This is a genomic window from Streptomyces sp. NPDC043861 (assembly GCF_056435905.1).
Genome location: NZ_JBWKDP010000007.1, coordinates 105,379 through 119,966 on the forward strand (window position 1 = coordinate 105,379; position 14,588 = coordinate 119,966).

The 14,588-nt window shown below is 68.3% G+C and carries 19 protein-coding genes; 11 read left to right on the top strand and 8 right to left on the bottom strand.

Translation table 11 applies throughout. The features are described 5' to 3' along the window. Positions 1-2: 2 nt before the first annotated feature. Positions 3-257: an EF-hand domain-containing protein gene (locus tag AC068D_RS18090; RefSeq protein ID WP_478824005.1), complete on the bottom strand. Its 255-nt coding sequence runs from the start codon at positions 255-257 to the stop codon at positions 3-5. A 575-nt stretch (positions 258-832) separates the two neighbouring features. On the opposite strand from AC068D_RS18090, the gene AC068D_RS18095 reads away from it, so the two are divergent. Together AC068D_RS18095 and AC068D_RS18100 are read left to right on the top strand one after the other, a co-directional pair. Beyond that, positions 833-1,468 carry a nucleotide-binding protein gene (locus AC068D_RS18095; protein ID WP_478824006.1) on the top strand — a complete coding sequence of 212 codons (636 nt, stop codon included), beginning with the start codon at positions 833-835 and terminating at the stop codon, positions 1,466-1,468. A 98-nt stretch (positions 1,469-1,566) separates the two neighbouring features. Continuing rightward, on the top strand, positions 1,567-1,722 hold the full coding sequence (locus AC068D_RS18100; RefSeq protein WP_478824007.1) for a hypothetical protein: 156 nt from the start codon (positions 1,567-1,569) through the stop codon (positions 1,720-1,722). A gap of 216 nt (positions 1,723-1,938) precedes the next feature. Here the strand turns inward: AC068D_RS18100 and AC068D_RS18105 are convergent, their stop codons facing one another. After that, positions 1,939-2,127, bottom strand: coding sequence for a DUF6381 family protein (locus AC068D_RS18105; RefSeq protein WP_478824008.1), 189 nt, complete (start codon positions 2,125-2,127; stop codon positions 1,939-1,941). A gap of 537 nt (positions 2,128-2,664) precedes the next feature. Here AC068D_RS18105 and AC068D_RS18110 point away from each other — a divergent pair. The 3 genes from AC068D_RS18110 (at position 2,665) to AC068D_RS18120 (ending at position 4,584) form a co-directional block, all read left to right on the top strand. Continuing rightward, entirely contained in the window at positions 2,665-2,868 is a 204-nt protein-coding gene (locus tag AC068D_RS18110; protein WP_478824009.1) for a hypothetical protein, read from the top strand. A gap of 473 nt (positions 2,869-3,341) precedes the next feature. Then, positions 3,342-3,902 (top strand): hemerythrin domain-containing protein, encoded by a 561-nt coding sequence (locus AC068D_RS18115; protein ID WP_478824010.1) that lies wholly within the window; start codon positions 3,342-3,344, stop codon positions 3,900-3,902. 160 nt (positions 3,903-4,062) lie between these two features. Further along, complete coding sequence (locus AC068D_RS18120) at positions 4,063-4,584, top strand: hypothetical protein (protein WP_478824011.1); 522 nt, start codon at positions 4,063-4,065, stop codon at positions 4,582-4,584. 209 nt (positions 4,585-4,793) lie between these two features. Here the strand turns inward: AC068D_RS18120 and AC068D_RS18125 are convergent, their stop codons facing one another. After that, complete coding sequence (locus AC068D_RS18125; RefSeq protein WP_478824012.1) at positions 4,794-5,153, bottom strand: DUF6479 family protein; 360 nt, start codon at positions 5,151-5,153, stop codon at positions 4,794-4,796. Between the two features lie 156 nt (positions 5,154-5,309). Beyond that, a complete protein-coding gene (locus AC068D_RS18130; RefSeq protein ID WP_478824013.1) occupies positions 5,310-6,371 on the bottom strand; it encodes an NAD-dependent epimerase/dehydratase family protein in 1,062 nt (353 codons plus the stop codon). A 334-nt stretch (positions 6,372-6,705) separates the two neighbouring features. On the opposite strand from AC068D_RS18130, the gene AC068D_RS18135 reads away from it, so the two are divergent. From AC068D_RS18135 to AC068D_RS18150, 4 genes are all read left to right on the top strand, one after another. Next, positions 6,706-7,224, top strand: a complete 519-nt coding sequence (locus tag AC068D_RS18135; RefSeq protein WP_478824014.1) for a DUF6328 family protein — start codon at positions 6,706-6,708, stop codon at positions 7,222-7,224. A 270-nt stretch (positions 7,225-7,494) separates the two neighbouring features. Then, the gene (locus AC068D_RS18140; protein ID WP_478824015.1) at positions 7,495-8,103 is read left to right on the top strand and encodes a nucleotidyltransferase family protein; all 609 of its coding nucleotides are present in this window, start codon (positions 7,495-7,497) and stop codon (positions 8,101-8,103) included. Further along, a complete protein-coding gene (locus AC068D_RS18145; protein ID WP_478824016.1) occupies positions 8,100-8,354 on the top strand; it encodes a BON domain-containing protein in 255 nt (84 codons plus the stop codon). Before AC068D_RS18140 ends, AC068D_RS18145 begins: the two co-directional genes overlap by 4 nt. Continuing rightward, positions 8,351-9,094 (top strand): metallophosphoesterase family protein, encoded by a 744-nt coding sequence (locus tag AC068D_RS18150; RefSeq protein WP_478824017.1) that lies wholly within the window; start codon positions 8,351-8,353, stop codon positions 9,092-9,094. The genes AC068D_RS18145 and AC068D_RS18150 overlap by 4 nt, the downstream gene beginning before the upstream one ends. Positions 9,095-9,223: 129 nt before the next feature. Here the strand turns inward: AC068D_RS18150 and AC068D_RS18155 are convergent, their stop codons facing one another. The 3 genes from AC068D_RS18155 to AC068D_RS18165 form a co-directional block, all read right to left on the bottom strand. Further along, on the bottom strand, positions 9,224-9,427 hold the full coding sequence (locus tag AC068D_RS18155; protein ID WP_478824018.1) for a CDGSH iron-sulfur domain-containing protein: 204 nt from the start codon (positions 9,425-9,427) through the stop codon (positions 9,224-9,226). Then, positions 9,378-10,061, bottom strand: coding sequence for a HemK2/MTQ2 family protein methyltransferase (locus tag AC068D_RS18160; RefSeq protein ID WP_478824019.1), 684 nt, complete (start codon positions 10,059-10,061; stop codon positions 9,378-9,380). The genes AC068D_RS18155 and AC068D_RS18160 overlap by 50 nt, the downstream gene beginning before the upstream one ends. A 71-nt stretch (positions 10,062-10,132) precedes the next feature. Then, complete coding sequence (locus AC068D_RS18165; RefSeq protein WP_478824020.1) at positions 10,133-11,152, bottom strand: iron-containing redox enzyme family protein; 1,020 nt, start codon at positions 11,150-11,152, stop codon at positions 10,133-10,135. A gap of 348 nt (positions 11,153-11,500) precedes the next feature. Between AC068D_RS18165 and AC068D_RS18170 the strand changes: the two genes are divergently transcribed. Next, positions 11,501-12,685 carry a zinc-dependent alcohol dehydrogenase gene (locus AC068D_RS18170; protein WP_478824021.1) on the top strand — a complete coding sequence of 395 codons (1,185 nt, stop codon included), beginning with the start codon at positions 11,501-11,503 and terminating at the stop codon, positions 12,683-12,685. 36 nt (positions 12,686-12,721) lie between these two features. Beyond that, positions 12,722-13,048, top strand: a complete 327-nt coding sequence (locus AC068D_RS18175; protein ID WP_478824022.1) for a plasmid stabilization protein — start codon at positions 12,722-12,724, stop codon at positions 13,046-13,048. Between the two features lie 347 nt (positions 13,049-13,395). Here the strand turns inward: AC068D_RS18175 and AC068D_RS18180 are convergent, their stop codons facing one another. Beyond that, positions 13,396-14,499 carry an abortive infection protein gene (locus tag AC068D_RS18180; protein WP_478824023.1) on the bottom strand — a complete coding sequence of 368 codons (1,104 nt, stop codon included), beginning with the start codon at positions 14,497-14,499 and terminating at the stop codon, positions 13,396-13,398. Positions 14,500-14,588 lie beyond the last annotated feature (89 nt).

A 14,588-nucleotide genomic window follows, 5' to 3' on the forward strand; every position in this document is an offset into this window, starting at 1 on the left:
CGTCAGCGCCAGCCGAATCGGCGGTCCACCACCGCCGCGAACTCCTCCAGGGTCAGTACGGCGTCCCCGTTCTGGTCGGCGGCGTCGAACAGCGCCGAGGAGGCATCGGAGTCGCCCACGCCCCAGAACGGTATGTCTCCCGATGCAGCCAGGTGCGGGCCCTTCGTCCGCAGGGCGGTGATCACCTCCTCACGGGTCAAGGTCCCGTTCGAGTCGAGATCGAGCGCCTCGAACAGCTTGCGGGCCTTGTCACTCATCACGTCGTCCCGTCCCTTTCGCTGGTGGGCGGGCCGGCCTGCCCGCTCACGGTCTCAAACGCCTCCGGTCCCGTTCCGGTTCCCTCGCCTGGTGTGCACGCCGCCGCTTCTTCGTTCTCGCGGCCGCCCTCGCCCCGTCCGAGGCCTCCGCGACGTCCACTCGATGACGCACCTTGCCCGGCGGTTCACCCCCGCTCGCGCTGAGAACACAGGTGGTGGGGGCTCCGGCCACGCTCGGAACACTGGTCGCGCTGTCGTTCAAGGCTGTTCCACGACTCGACGCCTTCCCGCCCATGGGCCACTTGGCCCCGGGGGCAGGCTTGACTGGACGCGGGCTCACCGCGCTGGCGCTCGACGAGTTGGGAATCCGCCTGCGGCAGCAAGCCCCGGGCCGCTGTCGGGTGTTCGCGGCGTCGTGGCGCCGGGCGAACCGTCGGTCTGCTGCCGTACCCGATGGCCGGGCCACCGCCGGGAAGGCAGGGGCACAGACCGGTCCTGACTGCTTGCGAGTGAACGACGGAGCTTCGCGCTCGCGTCGAACCCAAGCGCGAGATCGGGCCCGTTAGGGTACTCCCGTGCCACTGAGCTGCGCCTTTGTGAACCTCAAGCCCGGAGTCGGCAAGACGACCAGTGCCGTATGGCTGGCACATGCTCTTCATGAGTCGGGCTACTCGCCGCTGCTCGTCGACGGCGACCCGGCCTCCTCCGCGCTGCGCTGGAGTGAGCTGGCGGAAGGTTTTCCGTTTCCTGTCATCGCCTTGCCGGTGGGAGACGTGCACCGTCGTGTGAACGACTTCCTGGGCAACAGGCAGGCCGTGGTGCTCGACGCACCGCAGTTGGAGGACCATCCTCGTATCGCCCGCAGCATCATGAGGTACGCGAGCGAATGGATCATTCCGGTGACGCCCGCTCCCATCGAACTGGACCGTATGGGCCCCATCCGGTCCGAGATGGAGGAGGTGCAGTCCCTGCGCGCCGAGCCGGCTCGGGCCGCAGTCCTGCTGAACCGCACCAATCGTCCCGACGCCACGCGGACCGGCCCCGATGCCGACGCTCGTGAGGCGCTCACCGAGTGGGGCTTCGTGGTGATGGGCACCCAGATTGCTCGGCTCGAGCTGTATGCCCAGTCGTTCGGGAGTCCGGTCCGGGCCAAAGGGTCGGCGTACATGGACCTCGCAGAGGAACTCATCAAGCGTCAGGAAGAGACATGAAGGAGCGGAAGGACAGATACCGCGCGGCACTGGAGCGCGGAGGGGACAGAGATGCGCGGTCCCCGAAAGTCACCACGCTGAACAGCAGATACGTACGCGTGACCATCGAAGTGGACCCGGACCTGCAGAAAAGCCTGACACGATGGGCGGGTCCACCCCTTTCCGTGCTGGTGCTTGCCGGCGCGACCGTCCTGCGCGCCGTCGAAACCGCCGCCAGGTTGCCGTTCTCCGGCGGCAGCGCTGGTCGCCCGTAACGACTGCGGGTATCCGGTCCCCCGGTTGTCCGGGCAGACGTCCGCCGATTCGTTTTGATGATGTCGCCTCGTACTGATGGCAGTTGGGGTCTTGAGTTGGGGTGCCGGGATGCGAGGCTCCCGGTCCGGTGAGGTCCTTGATGGCGGCGCACGAGTGCTCCGCGTGTGTGGCCCTGACGTGAAACGTCAGGGCCACACACGCGGTTGGGGGAGCGTCTACTCCATGGGGTCCATGCCCCGGCTCTTGCCGCTCGCCTTCGTGATCTGCTCTTCCATCTGTCGGGCCTTTTCGCGCAGCTGCTGGCGCTCCTGAGGATCGGTGGCGCGGTCGGCTGCGTCCTTGAGTTCCTGCATCTTGGCGCGCATCTGCTCCGTACGGCCGCCGGGTTCGCCTGCAACGCTCATGATCACTCCTTGGATCGGGGGGAGAGCGGGCGTCATCAGCGAATCAGGAGCCGTACGGCCCTGCATCTCGAACGGTCACCCACTGCTATTGCCGCAGATCACACCGATGGCGTCGCACCGCCCCATGGACCTGCCGGACCGTCATGTGGGCGAGCCGCTCTGGCCCGGGTCAGGGCACATGGGTGCTTGCGGATCAGCCTCCGGCGAAACGTCGGTCCGTGATGGAGACCTGGATCTTCTTGAACCGGACCTCGGCAGGCAGAGGTCGACGCCGCCGCGCCGTTCGCTCCACGGCAGCCGTAGCTCCACTCCTGGTTGCCGCACCCGAGCGGCTCGCGGCTGGTCCAGCAGGGTGGACGTACGACGCCGACGACGTGCACGCCGGGCTCGTGGCAAGTGAACACCTCCGGCCTGGTCGCAGCGTCCGCACGTACCGGCTGGATCGCAGGTCCGTCACTCCCATGGCCCGCTGGAGACGCCGCGAGTGTCCGGCGGTGTTCCGATGGAAACCGTTGACGCCTAGCCGGGAAGCTGATCATGTACGAAATGTGGGTGGGGGAAGTCCCGGCCAGCGAGGAGCTGGTGTGGCATGTTGTGGTTTCCGACAGGGACACCACCCTGTGCGGACAGCTCAAGAACAGTCCGGTCGACAATGCTGAGCAGCGCACGGACCGGCACTGCATGCCGTGCATGGCTGCCCTCCAGTCCGCCGTGGCCGCATCTCAGCAGACCGATGCCTAGTGCCGCGTCAGCCAGGGTTCCCCGCCACGACGCCCGGCACGGCACTCCCTCTGGCTTCGCCGGGAGGTGCCCCCCACGCTGCGTTGCCGAATCAACCGAGTAGCCCCACTACCAGGTCGATCCAGCGCCTTGCGATCCACCGCACCTGACGCTGCTCCTTGACGGGCAGACCTTTGGCAGACGCGGCACTGGCAGCGCCCCAGCCGCCGAGATGGTGGGGGTTCGGTGTTTCCGTCGGCGGGATCACCACGGGCTGAGCGACTCCGCGCCCCGAGGAGAGCACCTCTGCAGCGCCCGTGCCGTGTGGACCTTCGAACCTCGCCGTGTGTCCGGACCAGTCGTCGCCAACTGGCCTTCGGCTGCCGCCAGCCGGGTGGCCTGCCCGGGATGGCGCAGGCAGCGGCGGGCGGTGGGGAACGCATCAGGCGTGGCCGGGCAGGTCCGGCGCTGGACGATGTGAGAGGAAACAGGCCATGGGGCACGGCGGAAACGTGATCGAGGAACTGACGGCCGACCATCGTGAGGTGGAGCAGCTCTTTTCCCGGATCGAGGTGCTGCCGACCGGGAACAGCGGCCTGCGTGGCCTGGTCGACGAGGTCACGATCGAGCTCGTACGGCACTCCGTCGCCGAGGAGCAGTACCTCTATCCGGCAGTGCGAGAACATGTCGAGGGCGGCGCGGAGCTTGCGGACAAGGAAATCGCAGAGCACGCCGAGGCCGAGAAGCTCATGAAGAAGCTGGAGCAGATGAGGGTCGACGACGCACAGTTCCACCCCGCCCTGCAACAGCTGATGGACGACGTCACCGCCCACATCCGCGATGAGGAGGGAGAGCTGTTCCCACGGTTGCGCCAGGCGTGCACGCCGGAAACGCTGGACGAACTGGGGGACAAGATCCGCCGGGCCAAGGCCATGGCCCCCACCCGGCCGCATCCCTCCGCCCCCGACACGCCACCCGCCAACAAGTTGCTCGCCCCGGGCGCCGGTCTGGTCGACCGTGTGCGTGACTTCGTCAGCGGGCGCGGCAAGTCCTGACCCTGGCGCCGGTCGGGGGTGGTCGCTCGGCCCCGTGGCCTGTGACGCAGCTCCTTGTCACAGGCCGGGGACGGCCACGTACGCTGACGCGTCATCTACGACAGCGCGGCCGGTTCACGCACGACAGACAGGCGCTGGGCGCGCGTGAAGGACGAGGCACATGCCCGGTGATCTCTCGCCACTCATCGCCGCCGCCACGCGCTGGCTGCTGACCGCCTTCCCGGCAGCAGCCGGGGCCATGAATTACGCGCTGGCCGAAGCCCAGGCACGACAGGCGGCCACCGTCGCCGCCGCGCTGCGCTACCCCACGACGTTCGACATCGAGGTGCTGAACATGCTCGGCCCCGGGGGCTCGGACCGACTGGACGCGCTCACCGGAGCCGACCAGTACCCAAGGGAAGAGGCGGAATACTCCTGGCGCACCTGGGTCGACGAAACCGTCGTCAGCTGGGCAGCGAACCTGCTTGCCGACCCCCACCTCGCCACAACGGCCGGATCCGCCCTGTCGGCCACCGAACACGGCAAGGACACCGCGGGCGACGCGCGCCGACTGACCGTCCCCAGCCCCCGCGATCACGACGCCGCACCGCTGCTGCGCCACCCGGACCTGCTCGGCCCGATCGCCGGCCTGCATCGCGCCGAGCTGCTCAAACTCCTTGAAACCGAGAACGCCGGGAGCTGACCGACGGTCCTTCCTCACGGCCGCGAAATCCCGCAGCGCCGGGGCGTGCGCAAAGGGCGGGCCAGAGCCACGAGCCGGCCGGGCTGAAACCACCGGGTCCGTACGGGACTCGCGCGGTCCTGTCGGAGAACGTCCGAGGTGTGCAACCGCCGCCGGCGAACGCAGCACCCGCTGGACAGTTCGGCGACTGTTCCGAGTGAGACCTCGCCTCAGCTGATGGATGATCCGCTGCCGAGGGCGCCACCTTCATCATCGGGCTTGTGTCGCTGCTCGGAGGCCGGCCGGGTGCTGTGGGGCTTGAGCTCGTGGGGCGTGAGGCGTGAGCCATCGTCCGGAAAGGGTGCACCGTCCGGCTCGCGGTTGTGCTCGATATGCGTACGGTGTGCGGGTGCTGTCGGCTGCTCCTCGGGCCGTGGGCGCGGCGGTTGCGTCTTGAGGCGCCTGATGGCCCACGGAATCACACCGACAAGCACGGCCACGATCACGATCCCTGTGATCAGAGGTGCGATGCCGCCCAGGACCGGATTGCTCGCTGCGTGCGAGAAGTACGGCTGGCTGCTGATGAGCATGTCCATGTCCTTCGCTTTCTCGCGGGCGTCCGCGAAACGCTGTTTCCGTGCTCCGTAGTGGCGTGCACAGCAAACGCTTGCCCCGGAAGCGCATGGCGATACGTACCACCTTGGCAAGGGAGCAGGGCGCTTCCATGCGAGGTGGCGCACACGGGCTCAGGCGGCTGCCCGGGCGGTCTCCGGCGCGAGAGGGGCGGTGGCCATGCCCGCTTGGGCGCGGAGCCCCTCCAGGAACTCCTGGACCGCCTTCACGGCCGTGTGCCGCGGCTGCCACTCCAGCTCGGCGCGGGCGCGGGAGGTGTCCAGCAGCGGTAGGCGCAGGACAGCGTCGAACAGGTCCGGCGAGGCGGGCACCAGCCGCAGCCGCCAGGCCGCGGAGAGCGCGGCCCGCACCGGCGTCAGCGGGATCCGCAGCGGCCGCGCATCGAGGATCCGGGCGAGCCCGGCGGCGTCCAGCGGCGGATCCGCGGCCAGATTGAACGCGCCACGAACGGGGCGTGCGACGGCCTCCCGGTAGGCGGCTGCGGCGTCATCGGTGTGCAGGGCCTGGAAGGTCAGCCCCGGCAGGTCCGGGACGGCGGGGACGAGGGACGGCCGGATCAGCTGGGCGGGCAGCAGCCGTCCCGCGAAGATCCTGCGCTGCTGGGATGCCGACTCCCGCTTGAACAGGAAGCCGGGGCGCATACGGACCACCCGCATGGCGGGATGCCGCTGTTCGTACGCGTCCAGGCAGCGTTCCAGATAGGCCTTCTCGCGGCAGTAGGCCGCCTGCGGCCAGCCGTGCGTCGGCCAGCTCTCGTCCACCGGCCGGTCCTTCGGGCCGGGGGAGTAGGCGCCGACCGACGAGGCGTGGACCAGTGCCGGCACCCCTGCCTCGGCGGCCGCATCGAAGACGCGGATGCTGCCCAGAACGTTCGTCCGCCATGTCGTCCCGGGGTCGTGCGTGGGCTGGAACTTCCACGCCAGGTGGACGACCGCGTCAGCGCCGGCGAAGAAGGGCACGAGATCGGGGCCGCCCGGATCGATGTCCGCGGCCGTCCAGTCGGTTCCCCGGGGCCGCCAGTCGGGGGCCCGGCGCGCAATGCCGAGGACCGACTCCACCCGCGGGTCGTCGCAGAGAGCCTGCACCACGCTCGTCCCGGCATTGCCGGTCGCGCCCACGACCACGACCCGGAGACCGCCTGAACGTACTGCGCCGCTCCCTCTGGTGCCGGTCATGTCGGCCGCCTTCCTTCCGAGGTCTCCCTGGCAGTCGTGCGACTACCCGGTGTTTCGCCCGGGTATGCGCCGATTTGCTGTCTACCGAGCGCGGGCGCTGTGAACCCGCAACGCCGCCATCAGCCCGCTCGGCGCGAAGCAGAGCCGCACAAGGCCCCGGGGATCTGATGCCACCAGCCGAGGCGCGAGGTCCTTCCGCGCGGCCCCGGGCGGCGACCGACGACAGAGACCGGTCCGCGCTGAGCGAGTGCCGGTTCTGGTCCCCACCACTCGACCGGGCTGGCTTCCTCCATCCGGGGTACATGTGTGCCACCGCTCGCATCGAGGAGGCGTCATGGAACGAGACGGGGTATCGGGCGAGTCCGGTCGTCGCGACACTCGAGAAGAGACGGAGGACGAGCGGGCGGACCGTCGCTGGCAGGAACTCGTGCAGGAGATACGGGTCACGCAGACGGGCGTGCAGATCCTGTTCGGCTTCCTGCTCACTGTCGTGTTCACCCCCGCCTTCAAAGGGCTGAGTCAAACCGACAAGACGATCTACATCGTGACGGTCATCCTGGGGTCGCTGGCCACAGGAGCCCTCATCGCTCCGGTGGCTTTTCATCGCATCGTGTCCGGGCGTCGTATCAAGCCGATGGTGGTCGTGTGGGCGTCACGGCTCACGTTCCTGGGCCTCGTGCTGCTGCTCGCCACTCTGATCTCTGCGCTGTTCCTGATCCTGCGTACGGCGACACACGACGGCTTCGTGCCCTACCTCGTCGGCGGGGTGTTCGCCTGGTACCTGGTCTGCTGGTTCCTGCTTCCCCTCTGGGCCCGATTCCGCTACACCTCCGTCGACTCCTCCTCCGAGTGACCCAGTTCTGCAATGCCAGGAGCAGCATCTGGCGGTGGATCGACAGCTGCAGCTCTCGCGCAGTACGCGCAGGCGGTCACTGACCGTGAGTGCACGCGACCCGTGACGATGCGGGACGTGGTTGATGCGAGAGGCGCTGGAAATCGGGTACGAGGTAAACGTGACGCAGCTGGCGGTACCGACGTGCATGCATCTGCTGGACGACTCAAGTCGCCGGTACGAACCACCGGTGGCTCCGGTTCCGGACCGTTCTCCTGCCAAGGGCCGGCGATGACCCAGGCGAAGCCCGAGCGCGGGAACGACGTTCTGCCCAGGGATCACACCCAGGCGATCCTGGAGACGACGAAGCACGTCGCTGCGCTCCTCAAGGCATCCGGCCATCCGTTCGCGCTGGCGGGCAGCGTCGCTGCCCATGCCCATGGTGTTCCTGCGGTACTGCAGCACGACACCGACTTCTGCATCAGGCGCGACGACATCGAAGAGGTTCTGAGCGCCCTGCGCGCAGGCGGTGTCGAGGAGGTGCCGGCACCGGAGGACTGGCTGGTCAAGGCCCGTTCGGGCGGGGAGCAGATCGACCTCATCTTCGAGCTGGCACGTGCCCCGGTGACCACCGAACTGCTCGACCGAGCCCCCGTGCTGCCGGTGGACTCGGTACGCATGCCGGTCCTTGCGCCGCACGACCTGCTGAACAGCCAGCTCGCCGCCCTGACCGAGCAGTACTGCGACTTTGCTCCCTTGCTCCGCATTGCCCGGACCTTGCGGGAGGTCATCGACTGGAACGCGCTGCGGGACGAGTACCAGGACCAGCCTCTGCAGGAGGCGTTTTTCCAACTACTCGAACGACTGGATGTCATCGCACCCCAGGAGCCCGGGTCATGAATTTTCCACCCATCGGCGACTACCGCGTCGCACGCCTGTGTGAACGCCTTGCCGGGGACGATGTAGCCGAACTCGGCATACGCGTCGAGGAACGCGGCGGGTGCGTTCTGCTCACCGGCACCGTCTCCACAGAGGAGCAACGTGCACAGATCCTGCGCGTCGCCGCGGAGGAACTCCCCGGAACACCCGTCCGCTCAGATCTGGTCGTCGCCTTCACCGGACCGCCCGACCACCCGGAGGAACTCCCGTGATCCGGGTGGCGGCGGTCGGTGACATTCATCTGGGTGAGGGCGGCCGCGGTCTGCTCCGGCCTGCCTTCGACACCCTCGGCGACTGCGCGGATGTCCTGCTCCTCGCCGGTGACCTCACCCGTCACGGCACGGTGGCAGAGGCCGAGGTCGTCGCGTCGGAAGTGGCGGGCCTGCCCGTGCCCGTCGTCGGCGTACTGGGCAATCACGACTACCACAGTGACCAGGAGGGCGAGGTGACCGCCGTGCTGACGGCGGCCGGGGTCGCGGTTCTCGAAGGCAACTCCACGATTCTGGACATCAACGGGACCAGGGTCGGCATCGCCGGCACCAAAGGCTTCTGCGGTGGCTTCGTCGGCCGCAGTGCGGGCGAGTTCGGTGAGCCGGAGATGAAGGCGTTCGTCCGGTACACCCGCCGCTGCGCGACGAGCCTGCGCCGGTCGCTCGAGGAGCTCGCTGCCGGGGGCATTGCCCTGCGCATCGCGCTGACACACTTCTCGCCGGTGTCCGACACGCTTGCCGGCGAACCGCCGGAGATCTATCCGTTTCTCGGGAGCTACCTGCTGGGTGAGGCAGTGGACGAAGGAGGAGCCGACCTGGCGGTCCACGGGCATGCGCACATGGGCGTCGAGCACGGGATGACGGCCGGAGGCGTGCGCGTACGCAATGTGGCACAGCCCGTCATCGGCCGCGCGTTCGCGGTCTACCACCTGTCCCCATCCCCCGAAATGGCAACCTCGTGAGCTGTACTCGCCGGCCTTGCTCGCTCGTGCCGGGGAGTGTGAGAGGACTGTTCTCCGTCCGTTGGCGAGTGCGAGGACCTGCCCAGATTTCCGTGCGATGCCGAACGGTCCGTCTGCGAGGCATGCCGGTCAGTCCCGCGCACGGCGTCGGTGACTGGTGTCGCACCAGGGGAAGCGACGGCTCCGGCGACAGGTGCACAAAGCGACGCAGAAACGGTCCGAAGAGACGAGCGTGCCGTCTTCCAGGACCACTTCGACCGGGCCTTCGACGAGGATGGGTCCATCAGTCGTGAGGGTGATGCGTCGCGGCGCGTCGCGGCGTTCGTTCGGCACGGATGACCACCAGCTCTTCCTTGTGCCCGCTCGGGCTCATCAGACCCCGATCGCGCAGCCAAGGCTGCCTGGAGCGCAGAACGGGGCCCAGATTCACGTAGCAGCGCTCGGTGACCTCGGCCGTGAGCCCGGAAGACCTCAACCGGGCCAGGGTGGGGCCCTCGCCGCTCATGGCGGAGTGCACCAGGAGCAGCACGCCACCCGGCCTCAGCAGTGGCGGTGCCTCGCTGCAGATCCGGTCGAGCAGCAGGCGGCCGTCCGGACCGGCGTCCCAGGACCGGGCGGCCCCGTGGCGCGGCGCGGTCCGGGCCGGACTCGGGACATATGGCGGGTTGCTGACGACGAGGTCGAAGGTGCGGTCCGCAACCGGCCCTGTCAGATCTCCGTGCAAAACACGTACCGGGGCTCTTGCCAGTATCGCGTTCAGCCGGGTGGTCCAGACCGCCAGGCGCGAGATGTCCACGGCGGTGACCTGAGCACCGCGCATGGCCGCTGTCAGGGCCAGGGCGCCTGTCCCTGTGCCGACATCGAGTACCCGCGCGCACGGCGCCAGTTCCTCCCGGCGAAGCGCACCGGCCAGCAACGCGGTGTCGTCCTGTGGGACGTAGACACCTGGCAGAGCGATGAGCTTCATGGGTGAGGCGTACCCGAAATTTCGGAAGAAAACATTACTGGCTCCGTCCCCGGTCGGGCATCGAGCCCGGATCAGAGGAGCTGGACACGCTGGTCCAGCGAGCTCCGGCCCGCGCGCCAGGCGTCGAGCAGATGATCCGCCAGACGGTCCTCCAGGTACACAGTCGCATCGATCCCGAAGGCGACGTCGGCTTCCAGGTGAGGTTCCTCCTCGAGGAGCCCCGCGATGACCTCGTGGCGTACCACCTGCTCGTGCACGGCGTCCGCCTCGACGTGCTCGTCGTAGAAGAACTCCGCGGCCGGCCCCGCACCAGTGCGCCGCATTGCTGCGGCCAGGCGCCGTGATCCCGGTGATGAGGTGATCTCGACAGCAGCGAAGTGGCCGACCGTGCAACCGCGCAGAGCCCGGTGAAGGCCGAGGAGGGACATGAGGTTCACGGTGGCCAGCGCCGGTCCGGACGCCATGTCGAGATAGTGGCCGTAGGTGGTGTCGAGGCCGAGATCCTTCATGAGGTCGGCGAAGAGTCGCGCATGGATCCGCTCGGCACGGCCCCCGCCGAACTCGTCGAATTCCACGGCCGCCATACCTGCCTTGGCCCGGCCCCGGAGTCGGGGCAGCACCCAGGCGTGAGGGTCCGCCTCCTTGAGGTGATAGAGCGATCGCTGTGCCGCGTACTCCCTGAGCTGCCACAGCTCTCCCTCGTCCTGCAGGAAGTGGGACACACCGGTACCGTGGACCGGCTCCACCAGCAGTCCGGCCAAGGCCTGCTCCACGTTCTCGTGGCGGGTGGCTTCTGCGCGCAAGTGCACGAGGAAGCGGTGCTCCATTGCGTGCCGCAGCCGGAGCAGCTCCGGGTCCCACTCCAGCGCGGGGTCCACCTGGGCGAATCCGCGATAGTGCAGCTCGTAGCAGACGTAGAGCGCGAGGTGCAGATCCTCTCCGAGGGGATCGGCTCCTGCCACTGCCGGCAGGGGTTCAGGGAGCGGTGCCCCGTCGGCAAGTCTGCCGACCACCGCCCTCGAGAGCGGGCCCCGAGATCGCGGCAGCGATGGCTCCCGACCCTGCGGAGCTCCATGTGTTATGTCCCTCATGTCACTCGTGTACCCCCTGCTCCACGTTTCTCTCCCGCATGTGCACCCGGTATGTCTCTCCCCGGTCTGCCCGCCACGTGTGCTGTCCGTGGTGAGATGCGTACGAGCGGTTCCCGCTTCGGATTTCCGTCGCCTTCGACAAGGCGTTCCCGGGATGTCAGCAACGCGCAGGGCCGACGTCCGGCGGCCATCCGTGCTGACGGGCCGGTCAGTCGCCCGGAGGCGGCCCGGTGCATGCGGAACGGAACGCAATGCAACGAGTCGGATGGACCGCAGTCTGCGTCATGTGTGACAGGTGGCAGTGCGGGCAGTCGGACCAATGAACGGCGACTCGTCATCGGAGGCACCATGCGTGCACTGACATGGCACGGAAGGCGTGATGTCCGGGTCGACACTGTGCCCGACCCGATCCTTGAGGAACCGTCCGATGTGGTCGTCCGGATCACGTCCACCGGCATCTGCGGTTCCGACCTGCATCTCTATGAGGTGATGGGCCCCTACCTCGATCCCGGGGACATCCTCGGCCACGAGCCGATGGGCATCGTCGAGGAGGCCGGAGCGGAGGTCACCTCGCTCGCCGTGGGCGACCGGGTGGTTGTTCCTTTCAACATCTCCTGCGGTCACTGCTACATGTGCGACCAGGGGCTCCAGTCCCAGTGCGAGACGACCCAGGTCAAGGAACGCGGAATGGGCGCCTCACTCTTCGGCTACACCAAGCTCTACGGTCAAGTGCCCGGCGGACAGGCCGAACTCCTACGGGTGCCGTTCGCGGACACCCTGCCCATCAAGGTTCCCCACGGTCCGCCCGACGAGCGTTACATCTTTCTCTCGGACATGCTTCCCACCGCCTGGCAGGCCGTCGAATACGCCGACGTTCCACCCAATGGCACCCTCACCGTCCTCGGACTCGGTCCGATAGGCGAGATGGCTGCCCGCATCGCACTTCACCGCGGTGCGCGACTGGTCATCGGGGTCGACCTCGTACGGGAACGGCTCGAACGCGCCAGCGCTCGAGGGGTCAGGACGCTCGACCTGCGCAGCCACGGGAAGGACCTGACGGAGACGGTCCGAGAGCTGACGGACGGGCGCGGCACGGACGCGGTCATCGATGCGGTCGGCATGGAGGCCCACGGCGCTCCGGTCGCCAAAGCCGCACACTGGGCCCTCGGCCTGTTGCCCGACGCGGTGGCCCGACGTTTGATGGAGCATGCCGGAGTTGACCGTCTCAGCGCCCTGTACACCGCAATTGAACTGGTCCGGCGCGGTGGCACGATCTCGGTGGTCGGCGTGTACGGCGGCTCCGCCGACCCGCTCCCAATGCTGACCCTGTTCGACAAGCAGATCCAGCTGAGGATGGGCCAGGCCAACGTCAGGAACTGGGTCGACGACATCCTTCCGCTCCTCAACGACCAAGACCCCCTTGGCGTGGAGAACTTCGCCACCCACACACTGCCCCTGGAGGACGGGCCTCAGGCCTACCAGACCTTCCAGGCCAAGGAGGGCGGCATGATCAAAACACTACTGAAGCCGTGACTCCGACGTCACGGTCCCTGCGCGAAGGAGTACGTCATGCCTGCAGGCTCCAGCCCCAAGCGGGAACGCCAGTACGAGCACATCAAGGAAAGCGCGCAAGAGCGCGGGGCTTCCGCCTCCCGCGCCAAGGAGATCGCCGCCCGCACGGTCAACAAGGAGCGTGCCCGCTCCGGCGAGTCCAAGACGGCCAGCAAGACGTCGACCCAGGATCCCAAGTCCGCCTCCCAGCGTGGTGGAGAGCGTTCCCACCGAGGCTCCCAAGGTCCCACGAAGGATCAGCTCTACGCAGAGGCGAAGAAGAAGAACGTCGAGGGGCGCTCGTCGATGAACAAGGACGAACTGCGCCGCGCACTCGGCCGCTGACGCTTCCGCTGAGTCGATCACCGCACCGACAGCATGCGCTCGGGAGCGTCGAGACCCTCGTTCGGGGCCGGCGCACATCGGGGCCGTGCCGGCGTGTCAGAACCCATCGCGCTCCCGTTCACACCAGCCAGGGCCCACACGGTCGGGGCGCGCCGGTTTCCGGCGCTGCGGCAGAGGACTGGTGGCCCGGCCCCGTGCCGGCCCGGGCCGGGTAGGGAAGCCGCCGGCCGGTGGGAGAACAAGGGGGACGCGCCGTCCCTCGCGCTCCGCTCCCCGCCCGCGACATCGCCCAGCTCACCGTGCCGCCGCGCACCGAATGTGCCATCCCTGGAACCGGTAGCGGTATGTCACCGGAACCGGCAGGCCACCGTGTGGAAGGACCGCTTGGGCTCCCACTGCCCGGTCTCCGCGTAACCGCGCCGTGTGCCGGTGGGGAAGGTCTTGGCCAGGGCGAAGCTGGCGATGTCCAGGTCGTGGCGGCGCTGAGGGGAGTAGGGCGAGTCGGGGGCGATGAAGTTGTAGACGAACGCGCCGTGCACCCCTTCGGTCGTATAGAGGTCCAGCAACTCGCCTATCGCGTCGGCTTGTTCCCGCTCATTGCGTACATAACCGTCCTTGACCACCGGTGGCTCCGCCTCCCAGTCCACCGCCGTGAAGCCCATCCCGCCCTGTTCCTTGGCCCCGGTGAAGGTGCAGCAGCCGAACTCGGTGATGACGACGGGCTTGCGGTGCCGGTGCAGGGCGCGCACCTTCGAGGTGTACGTGGCCTTGTTGTCCGCGGTCCGGTACAGATTGGCACCCACCATGTCGAAACCGCGCCAGTCGACCTCCTCCCACTCCCCGGAGCTGTAGGTGACCAGCCCCTTGAACAGCGGCCGTACGGTCTTCAGGGCCCGGCCGAGGAATGCGTTCAGCCGCTCCTGGTAGCCGGTCGACTCGGGGCGCCTCAGCGCCCGACCGCGCTCGTTCCAGTCCTTGCCCGGCACCAGGCCGGACATGAAGAGGGTCAGCTCGGTGCCGATCGCGATGCCCACGCCGGGGTGACGGGTACGCAGCCGCTCGGCGGCGAGTGCAACCGAGCCGAGGAAGGCGAGCGTCTGCTCCGCGTCCCGGTCGAACTGCCGAGGTTCGAACCAGACGAACAGTCCGTTCGCGGCCGCGAACGACGCGGCTTCCGTCAGCCGGTCGAGGTCATGGCCGAGCAGCAGGATCGCGTTGCAGTGCAACTGCTCCCTGATTGCCGTGATCTCCCGACGGACGTACTCCGTCCGCCAGACCTCGCGGTCCGTGTCGAAGTTGACGCCCTTGAACGTGAGCGATCCGGCTGTCAGCGGCGACGCGAGCGCGCCGGCGGACGTCGTACGGGCACGCGCGTTGTCGGCCACGCCGACGAGGGCCAGGGCCGCGGTGCTCGCGAGCAGAGTTCGGCGGGCGATCGGTGCTGGTGTCATGCCTCCAAGCCTGCACGGCGTGTGCCGCGGGCGAGTCGGCCGAAGGTTTCGCACCTGTTGACCAAAGTCGCTGCCGGCTCCCGACCCAC

Bases quoted from the DNA above. Each gene is read 5' to 3' on its own strand.
- AC068D_RS18160 (WP_478824019.1), bottom strand. From the start codon at position 10,061: ATGAAGCTCATCGCTCTGCCAGGTGTCTACGTCCCACAGGACGACACC.
- AC068D_RS18120 (WP_478824011.1), top strand. From the start codon at position 4,063: ATGCCCGGTGATCTCTCGCCACTCATCGCCGCCGCCACGCGCTGGCTG.
- AC068D_RS18180 (WP_478824023.1), bottom strand. From the start codon at position 14,499: ATGACACCAGCACCGATCGCCCGCCGAACTCTGCTCGCGAGCACCGCG.
- AC068D_RS18140 (WP_478824015.1), top strand. From the start codon at position 7,495: ATGACCCAGGCGAAGCCCGAGCGCGGGAACGACGTTCTGCCCAGGGAT.
- AC068D_RS18135 (WP_478824014.1), top strand. From the start codon at position 6,706: ATGGAACGAGACGGGGTATCGGGCGAGTCCGGTCGTCGCGACACTCGA.
- AC068D_RS18105 (WP_478824008.1), bottom strand. From the start codon at position 2,127: ATGAGCGTTGCAGGCGAACCCGGCGGCCGTACGGAGCAGATGCGCGCC.
- AC068D_RS18175 (WP_478824022.1), top strand. From the start codon at position 12,722: ATGCCTGCAGGCTCCAGCCCCAAGCGGGAACGCCAGTACGAGCACATC.
- AC068D_RS18110 (WP_478824009.1), top strand. From the start codon at position 2,665: ATGTACGAAATGTGGGTGGGGGAAGTCCCGGCCAGCGAGGAGCTGGTG.
- AC068D_RS18125 (WP_478824012.1), bottom strand. From the start codon at position 5,153: ATGCTCATCAGCAGCCAGCCGTACTTCTCGCACGCAGCGAGCAATCCG.
- AC068D_RS18130 (WP_478824013.1), bottom strand. From the start codon at position 6,371: ATGACCGGCACCAGAGGGAGCGGCGCAGTACGTTCAGGCGGTCTCCGG.
- AC068D_RS18090 (WP_478824005.1), bottom strand. From the start codon at position 257: ATGAGTGACAAGGCCCGCAAGCTGTTCGAGGCGCTCGATCTCGACTCG.
- AC068D_RS18145 (WP_478824016.1), top strand. From the start codon at position 8,100: ATGAATTTTCCACCCATCGGCGACTACCGCGTCGCACGCCTGTGTGAA.
- AC068D_RS18170 (WP_478824021.1), top strand. From the start codon at position 11,501: ATGCGTGCACTGACATGGCACGGAAGGCGTGATGTCCGGGTCGACACT.
- AC068D_RS18165 (WP_478824020.1), bottom strand. From the start codon at position 11,152: ATGAGGGACATAACACATGGAGCTCCGCAGGGTCGGGAGCCATCGCTG.
- AC068D_RS18115 (WP_478824010.1), top strand. From the start codon at position 3,342: ATGGGGCACGGCGGAAACGTGATCGAGGAACTGACGGCCGACCATCGT.